The following is a 7997-nucleotide window of genomic DNA, read 5'->3' on the forward strand; positions in this document are numbered from 1 at the left end:
GCACGCTCATCAATTCATGTGAACCTAGCCGTCCTCCCACCCTCGGATATTCAAGACGTACTCAGGGTGACCCATATGGCAATCGAAGACACTTTATTACGTCAACGCAAGGTACTTGCCGAGTTCGGCGAGCTGGCCCTGGTTTCAGACGACCTGGAGCACATTCTGGATGAGGCGTGTCGCCTGGTGGGTGAGGCGCTGGAAACCCATCTGGCGAAGTTCATGTTGCTGGAAGACGACGGTGTCACTTTCCTCGTGCGTAACGGTGTGGGGTGGGCACCCGGCGTGGTGGGAAAAGTACGGGTGCAGGCCCTGGCAGGAACCCCGGAACGCTATTCCCTGGACACCGGCAACGCCGTCATTTCCACGGATGCCTCAACAGAAACACGCTTTCACTATCACGACTTTCAGAAGCGCAACGGCGTTCAGGCGTTCGTCAATGTACTGGTATACGGAGCCAGCGAAACACGGCCATTCGGCATATTCGAAGTCGACAGTCGCAGCCCCAGGCAGTTTAGCCAGAGCGATATCGATTTTCTGCGCGGTTACAGCAACCTCCTCGGTGCCGCATTGAGGCGCTCGCAAACCATGCAAGCCATGCGCCTGACCGAAGAAAAATTGCGTGAAAGCGAAAGGCACTACCGAATCGCGGCGCAGCTCACTCCGCTCTGGCCCTGGACGGCCGACAGCCATGGCGCGGTGACGTCACTGGATCAACGCTGGTATGAATACACCGCAAGGTCGCCGGCGCAGACATTGGGACGCCAGTGGTTAAACGCAGTGCATCCCGATGACCGGCTATCATTTGCCAAGCTATGGAAACAGTCGCTGACCAGTTTGCAACCCTTCGACGCGCAGATCCAGTTGCGCAAGTCCACGGGAGAATATCGATGGTTCAGAATCCGTGCATTATGCAGCCTGGACCCTGAAGGCCGCTGCGAACAGTGGTATGGCACCGTCGAAGACATTCACGAGCGGGTGCAACTGGAGGCGGCGCTGAGGGACTGGAACGAGTTGCTCGAAGAACGCATCGCTGTCCGAACAAGGCAGCTTGAAGCCGAACAACAAGAGCGCGCGCTGGCCGAGTCCAAACTGCGCCAAAGCCAGAAAATGGAAGCTGTCGGCCAACTGACCGGGGGCATCGCCCACGACTTCAACAACCTCCTGGCGGGCATCACCGGCAGCCTGGAGTTGATGCAACGACATATCGACACTCAACGTTATGACGAGCTGTCCCGGTACAACTCTGTCGCCCTGACTTCGGCAACCCGTGCAGCCGCCCTGACCCAGCGCCTGCTGGCATTTTCCCGGCAGCAATCGCTGCAACCGGAAGTGCTCGAACCTCGGGAGGTGGTGGCCGGCCTCGAAGAAATCATCCGGCGTTCCGTGGGGCCGAGCATTCATGTCGAATGTTCTTTCAGGGGGCACGACCCGATCAAATGCGACCCGAATGGGCTGGAGAACGCGCTGCTCAACCTGGCGATCAACGCTCGGGATGCGATGCCCGGTGGCGGGACCTTGAAGCTGGACGTACAACGTTGCGCTATCGACGCGCAATCTTGCAGTGAAAAGATGCTGCCCGCCGGCCTGTATGTGGCGATATCGGTCGCCGACTCAGGCACCGGGATCAGCGCCGACATCCTGCCGCGCGTGTTCGATCCGTTTTTCACCACCAAGCGCATTGGCGAAGGTTCCGGTCTGGGCCTGTCGATGATCTACGGGTTTGCCCAGCAATCCGGCGGGCAGGTGAAGATTCAGAGCAGCGTCGGGGTGGGAACGACCGTGACGATGTATTTCCCGGTGGTCAGCCAGTCCCCCGCTCGGCCGGAGGACGCTGAGCCGGAGGCTGCGCGACTGCAACCAGGTGCCAACGAAACGATTCTGCTGGTCGACGACGAAGCGGCTATTCGCCAGATGGTTTCGGAGTTCCTGACCGAAGCCGGCTATCGTGTCATCGAGGCCCTGGACAGTGCCTCTGCCCTGAAACAGGCCGAGAAAACGGCGCATCTCGATCTGTTGCTCACGGACATCGGCCTGCCCGGAACCATGAACGGTGTCGCTCTGGCGGCTGCAATGAAGACCCGATATCCCTCGCTCAAAGTGATGTTCATCACCGGGTTCGCCGAAGGCAAAAGCCTGGTTTCGGTCGATGCAACGACCCGCGTCCTGACCAAGCCTTTCAGCTTGACCGACCTGGGGCAGCAGGTGGCTTCGCTGATTCACGCCAGTGATGATGACGGCGCTGAATCAGCGTAAACGTTTCAATCAATGCCGCAGCAACTTGCGCAAAGGAATCTCGTCCTTGCGCACAGGCGATTTGATGACGATGTAGCTGAAGTACTTGGAGATGCCGATGTTCTTGTCCAGCAGGCTTTCCATCACATCCTGGTAATCCTGGATGCTGCGGGTCATGAAGCGCACGAGATAGTCGTAGCCGCCGCTGATCAGGTGACATTCGAGCACTTCATCCACCAGGCGGATGTTGGATTCGAATTTGGCGAAGTCCTCGCGCTTATGGTCGCTCAAGGTAATTTCGGTGAAGACCGTCACCGAGTCGGTAATCTTGGCCAGGTTCAAATGGGCCTTGTAGCTGGAGATGTACCCCAACGATTCCAGCCGTTTGACCCGTTGCAGGCATGGGCTGGCGGAAAGCCCCACGGCATCGGCCAGGCTGACGTTGGTCATGCGGCCGTCTTTTTGAAGCTCTACCAGAATGCTGATGTCGATCCGGTCCAGTTTCGCTACACCTTCCATCGCCTACCTCTGCCTGCCATTTGTAAGACAATCTTCTAACAAAATCAGCACCGTAAAGACAGCTGATGCTGAGCCACCAGGTCGGCCATGCTGTTGATGCAATGCTGGCCTGCGCATGGCTTGGGTGGGTTGTCGGGGTTGCGACAAATCAGGCAAACCGCCCCGACCTTGGCTGGGCGGGCGCCCGGACGGGTCACCTGAAGAATAGCCTGCGCATCGAGGTCGTTGGCCTTGAGCCAAGCAGGATCGTGCAAGGGGTCACTGGCCAGTGAAATAAAATCCTCCGGCTCGATGCCCAGGCGCTCGCACAACGCGCCCCGGTCTTCTGCATCGCGGTCGCCCAGCACCAGCAGGCGATAGAACTTGCGTAGATAGAGCATCGCCCCCGGCGCATCCTCGAACAACGTCCAGGCGGCGGCCGAGCGGGCGAAGCTCATGCCCTCCTCCCAACTGACCTTGAGTTTCCAGCGCTCGGCCAACTGACGGTGGGCGAAACACAGCAAACCGCTGAAGCCCAACTCGCCGAAGCGCGGATACAGCGCTTGCAGCACCTCGTCGAACTCGGCCAGCACCTGGGTTTTTTCTGGCGATTCACCGTGGTGTTCCAGCAGCGGCTGCAGCGCCGTCCAGATGGCGGAGTCCCGATCCACCAGGACCTCGTCGCAGTCGATCAACAATGCCCGATACTCAGTCAACCTCATGGGTAAAGCCTCCGCTGATGTCCCATCGATCCACGCTCCTTTGATTTGCATGGGCGCTTGCCCTGGCAAACGCCATGAACACCAGGCCTTCAGCCCATGACCCGTGCCAGCGCAGCGTCGAGAATCTGCAAGGCTTCATCGACCTGCGCCTCGCTGGTCACCAGAGGGGCAAGGAAGCGCAATACGTTGCGGTACACCCCGCACTTGATAACCAGCAATCCACCGGCCCGGGCTTCGTCGATCAAGCGTTGGTTGAGGTCGGCATCCGGGGTGCGTGCAACGTCATCCTTGATCAGTTCGATCGCCAGCATGAAGCCGCTGCCACGCACGTCGCCAATGCGCGGGTAACGGGTTTGCAGACGTAACAGCCCCTGACGCAGACGCTCGCCCAGGGCTTCGCCACGGGCCAACAGGTGTTCCTGCTCGTAGGCGTCGATCACCGCCAGCGCCGCCGCGCACGACAGCGCGTTACCGCCATAGGTGCCGCCCAGTCCACCGGGCAGTGGCGCATCCATGATTTCAGCCTTGCCGACCACACCCGACAGCGGCAAACCGCCGGCCAGGCTTTTGGCGACCGTGACCAGGTCTGGCTGGATGCCGGCATGCTGGAAACCGAACCATTTACCGGTGCGACCAAACCCGGTCTGGATTTCATCGAGAATCAGCACAATGCCATGTTTTTCCGTCAGCGCGCGCAGGCCCTGGAGGAACTCGATGGGCGCCGAGAGGAAACCACCGTCGCCTTGCACCGGCTCAATGATGATCGCTGCGACCCGCTCAGGCGCCACTTGAGTGGCCAACAGTTCGTCCAGCGCCTGGAGCGCCATTTCGCTGGTGACACCCCGGTAGGCATTCGGATAGGGCGTGTGGAACACCTCCGGTGCGAACGGTCCGAAATTCTGTTTATAAGGCTGGCTCATGCCGGTGAGCGTGGTACCCAACAACGTCCGGCCATGGAAGCCGCCGCGAAAGGCGATCACCGCCGAGCGCTGGGTGTAGGCTCGGGCGATCTTCACCGCGTTTTCTACCGCTTCGGCGCCTGAGGTGAAGAACGCCGCCTTATAGGCTTGCTCACCCCCGATCATTTCGCACAGGCGCTTGGCCAGGTCCAGATAAGGTTGGTAGGCCACGACCTGGAAACAGGCATGAGTGACTTTCTGCAGTTGGGCTTGCACCGCCGCGACCACCTTGGGGTGATTGTGGCCGATGTTCAGGACCCCGATGCCGCCGACGAAGTCCAGGTAGCGCTTGCCGTCCACGTCCCACAACTCCGTGCCCTGGGCCCGGTCGATCACCAGCGGATGGGCAGTGACCAGGCCACGTGGCACGAATTGATCACGCTGACGGAGCAGACTTGGGGTTTCTTCGACTTTACTGTTCATGGCATTTCCCATCGTGAGCCTCACAACCAGGAAGCGGCTGCGGTGTGTTCACAGGTTAAGCGTTCGACACGATTGTCTAAGCCGAACTTGGTCGTTGAGAAATTCGGATCGACTGTTTACACCCCGGCAAACAGCAGAATCCTCCAAGGGCCTCGTACCCCATGGAATCTGCTGACTTGCGCGCCATACAACGCAGCCTGATGTTCCCAGGGGGGCCCTTTCGACAGATCCTGCTTTGCCATTAAGGCATGCTTGTTACTTCCTTATTTCATGCGAGAAATGACCTCATGGCCCTGCTCTACAAAGCCGACCCGGTGCGCGGTGAACAATGGAAGCGCCTGTTCGCCGAACACGCACCGGATATCCAATGGCGTGCCTGGCCGGACATCGGCGATCCTCGAGATATTCGTTACCTGGCAGCCTGGCAGGCACCGGACGATATCGAAACCTTGTTGCCCAACCTGCAAGTGCTGTTCGCCTTGTCGGCGGGGGTCGATCAACTGGATCTGGGCCGCTTGCCGCCAACGCTGCCGGTGGTGCGCTTGCTCGACCCAGGCATCAGCCAGGGTATGTGTGAATACGCCAGTTTCGCCGTGCTCAGCTTGCACCGGGACATGTTGCGCTATCGCCAGCAACAGGCCGAGCGGTGCTGGCAAGCACACCGGTTGGTGCCTGCGCAGCAGCGCCGGGTCGGGGTCATGGGCCTGGGGTTGCAGGCCCGTCACATACTCAACGCCTTGAAGCCCTTTGGTTTCGCCTTGTCAGGCTGGGCGCGCAGTGAACATCACATTGATGGAGTGCAGTGCTTTGCCGGAACCGGGCAACTGCCGGCCTTCCTCAGCCAATGCGACATTGTGCTGTGTGTCCTGCCGCTGACCGAACAGACCAAGGGAATTCTCAACCGTCAGTTGTTCCAACACCTGCCCAGGGGCGCGGCCCTGGTCAACATGGGCCGCGGAGGGCATCTGGTAGAAGCGCATTTACTTGAAGCCCTTGCCAGCGGCCAGCTGAGCGCGGCGGTGCTCGACGTGCTGGAACAGGAACCAGCCGCGCCGGATCATCCGTTCTGGAACCATCGACAAATAATGCTGACCCCCCATATCGCAGCGATGACTCAACCCGAGAGTGCGTTTGGCGTGTTATTGGACAATATTCGCCGGCATCAACGGGGCGAATCGATGCGGGGTCTGGTGGACCGTGAGCGCAGCTACTGACCCGTGCATGACAAGGTGCATCGGGCAAAAAACCATCCGGTATTTACTGCCGGCCCGGCCGCTGATTTGAGCAAGAAATGTGGCCGCAAGCGTCGTTGTAGAAGGAACCTGCCGAATCGTTTTGCGCCCCTTGTCAGGCTTGCTTGCAGGTGAGATACAAACATTATCCGCGGATAAATCCGACTGATTACCCCCTCTCTCAATGGTGATCTGCCATGTCCAATTCGAAACGCCCTGACTACGTCTATCGTGCCATGACCGCTACCGATGTCCCCTCGGCACACGCCCTATCCGTGCAACTGAAATGGCCCCATCGCCTGGAGGACTGGGCGATGCTGCAGCGCGTGGCCCAAGGTTTTGTCGTTGAGGATCAGGGCCGCCTGATCGGCACTGCATTCACCTGTGCCCAGGGACGCTACGCCACCATCGGCCTGGTGATCGTCGATAACGAGTACCAGGGCCAGGGGATCGGTCGCAAACTGATGGAGCTGGCCATCGAAGCGTGCGGCTCGCGTACTGCCATCCTCAATGCGACGCTGGCCGGCGCCCCGCTGTATGCCAGTCAGGGATTCGTGGACTTTGGGCATATCCAGCAACATCAAGGCCTGGCTTTACCGCCTGCACCGCCGACATTGGCCGCCAACGAACGCTGCCGCCCGCTGACCGACGCCGATCACGCCGAAGTGATCACACTGGCCAATGCCGGAAGTGGCCTGGACCGTGGGGTCGTGCTCACCGATCTGTTCGATGTCGTTGAGCATGCAGTGGGTATTGAGCGGGACGGCCAGTTGTGCGCTTTCGCCCTGCTGCGCCCCTTCGGACGTGGCCGTTGCATCGGTCCGGTCATCGCGCAGAACCCTGAACAGGCCCGGCACCTGATCGCTGTGTTGCTGGCACGGGTGCCGGATGCATTCGTTCGGATCGACATTCCCTCCGACACCGGGCTGGGCCCCTGGCTCGAAGACGCGGGCCTCAAGCAAGTCGACACCGTCGCCCAAATGGCTCGCGGCACGCCACCGCAAGCGAGCGGCGCGGTGCGGCAGTTTGTGTTGGTAACCCAGGCCGTTGGCTGACAAATCCCATCGCTGATCATTTTTTTGGAGATCCTGTTCATGCTCGAACCCACTGCTGTGCTGTTGGCCCATGCCGACGGCAGCCCCGCCTCAACCTCGTTCACCCCAGGCTCATTGGGCGCCAATGATCCGTTCGACCGGCTCATCGCTTATGCCGGGGCGGATGGCATCGCCGCTGGTGTCGTCCGGGCCAGCGGTCGGTTCAGCAGCGACCAGTATCCCTTCAGCGAAATGATCGTGGTGCATGCCGGAGGCGTTGAACTGCGCAGCCAGGCACAAACGCTGCGCCTCAGCGCCGGTGAAAGCGCGGTGATCGCCCGTGGTACGGCGCTTGAGATCGACGCGCAAGCTGAGTCTTTATGGGCCTTCTGTGCCGATACCCAGCGCGTGAATGCCAGCGAGCCCGGGCTGACAGCACTCCCGGCCCACACGTTGCTCTCGCCTTCGGCGGCTCCCGATGAAGCCATACTGCTCAGCCCGCCACCGCAATGTCGCTCGCACAATCTGTTTGTCGAAGAAGCCACCAACCTGCGCATCGGCGTTTGGGACTCAACGCCTTACACTCGCCAAGCCAGGCCCCACAAACTGCATGAGTTGATGCACCTGATTGAAGGCAGCGTCACCCTGCAGACAGCCGACGGCACCGACCTGACGGTCAATACCGGCGACACGGTGTTCGTACCGCAGAATGCGCCGTGCGCCTGGACGAGTCACGTCTACGTACGCAAGATCTACGTCGTCAAATAGCACCACCGCTATCGCGAGCAAGCCCGCTCCCACAAGGGATCTGCCGTGAATGTGAATCCCGCAGCCACCCCGAAAAAGTGTGGGAGCGAGCCTGCTCGCGAAGGCGGCGGCACATTCAACATCACC

7 protein-coding genes are annotated in these 7997 nt (G+C 60.2%); 4 read left to right on the forward strand and 3 right to left on the reverse strand.

Annotated features, from left to right (window positions below; genetic code table 11):
- The first annotated feature begins 75 nt into the window (after window positions 1–75).
- On the forward strand, window positions 76–2256 hold the full coding sequence (locus BMY45_RS15505; RefSeq protein WP_092399063.1) for an ATP-binding protein: 2181 nt from the start codon (window positions 76–78) through the stop codon (window positions 2254–2256).
- Between the two features lie 9 nt (window positions 2257–2265).
- Here the strand turns inward: BMY45_RS15505 and BMY45_RS15510 are convergent, their stop codons facing one another.
- From BMY45_RS15510 to gabT, 3 genes are all read right to left on the reverse strand, one after another.
- Window positions 2266–2754, reverse strand: coding sequence for an Lrp/AsnC family transcriptional regulator (locus BMY45_RS15510; protein WP_076385388.1), 489 nt, complete (start codon window positions 2752–2754; stop codon window positions 2266–2268).
- Window positions 2755–2798: 44 nt separating this feature from the next.
- Window positions 2799–3455: an HAD family hydrolase gene (locus BMY45_RS15515; RefSeq protein ID WP_092399065.1), complete on the reverse strand. Its 657-nt coding sequence runs from the start codon at window positions 3453–3455 to the stop codon at window positions 2799–2801.
- Between the two features lie 89 nt (window positions 3456–3544).
- Window positions 3545–4837 (reverse strand): 4-aminobutyrate--2-oxoglutarate transaminase, encoded by a 1293-nt coding sequence (gabT, locus tag BMY45_RS15520; RefSeq protein WP_092399067.1) that lies wholly within the window; start codon window positions 4835–4837, stop codon window positions 3545–3547.
- A 287-nt stretch (window positions 4838–5124) separates the two neighbouring features.
- Here gabT and BMY45_RS15525 point away from each other — a divergent pair, with 287 nt between their 5' ends.
- The 3 genes from BMY45_RS15525 to BMY45_RS15535 all read left to right on the forward strand — a co-directional run bounded on the left by BMY45_RS15525 (window position 5125) and on the right by BMY45_RS15535 (window position 7871).
- Complete coding sequence (locus BMY45_RS15525; protein ID WP_092399069.1) at window positions 5125–6051, forward strand: 2-hydroxyacid dehydrogenase; 927 nt, start codon at window positions 5125–5127, stop codon at window positions 6049–6051.
- Between the two features lie 215 nt (window positions 6052–6266).
- The gene (locus BMY45_RS15530) at window positions 6267–7124 is read left to right on the forward strand and encodes a GNAT family N-acetyltransferase (protein ID WP_092399071.1); all 858 of its coding nucleotides are present in this window, start codon (window positions 6267–6269) and stop codon (window positions 7122–7124) included.
- A gap of 39 nt (window positions 7125–7163) precedes the next feature.
- On the forward strand, window positions 7164–7871 hold the full coding sequence (locus tag BMY45_RS15535) for a cupin domain-containing protein (RefSeq protein ID WP_092399073.1): 708 nt from the start codon (window positions 7164–7166) through the stop codon (window positions 7869–7871).
- The last annotated feature ends 126 nt before the right edge of the window (window positions 7872–7997 follow it).

This window comes from Pseudomonas sp. NFACC39-1 (genome assembly GCF_900110355.1).
Classification (GTDB): Bacteria; Pseudomonadota; Gammaproteobacteria; order Pseudomonadales; family Pseudomonadaceae; genus Aquipseudomonas; species Aquipseudomonas tehranensis.

What these genes read in the sequence shown, in the direction of transcription:
- BMY45_RS15505 (WP_092399063.1), top strand. Translation starts at nt 76, where the DNA reads ATGGCAATCGAAGACACTTTATTACGTCAACGCAAGGTACTTGCCGAG.
- BMY45_RS15510 (WP_076385388.1), bottom strand. Translation starts at nt 2,754, where the DNA reads ATGGAAGGTGTAGCGAAACTGGACCGGATCGACATCAGCATTCTGGTA.
- BMY45_RS15515 (WP_092399065.1), bottom strand. Translation starts at nt 3,455, where the DNA reads ATGAGGTTGACTGAGTATCGGGCATTGTTGATCGACTGCGACGAGGTC.
- gabT (WP_092399067.1), bottom strand. Translation starts at nt 4,837, where the DNA reads ATGAACAGTAAAGTCGAAGAAACCCCAAGTCTGCTCCGTCAGCGTGAT.
- BMY45_RS15525 (WP_092399069.1), top strand. Translation starts at nt 5,125, where the DNA reads ATGGCCCTGCTCTACAAAGCCGACCCGGTGCGCGGTGAACAATGGAAG.
- BMY45_RS15530 (WP_092399071.1), top strand. Translation starts at nt 6,267, where the DNA reads ATGTCCAATTCGAAACGCCCTGACTACGTCTATCGTGCCATGACCGCT.
- BMY45_RS15535 (WP_092399073.1), top strand. Translation starts at nt 7,164, where the DNA reads ATGCTCGAACCCACTGCTGTGCTGTTGGCCCATGCCGACGGCAGCCCC.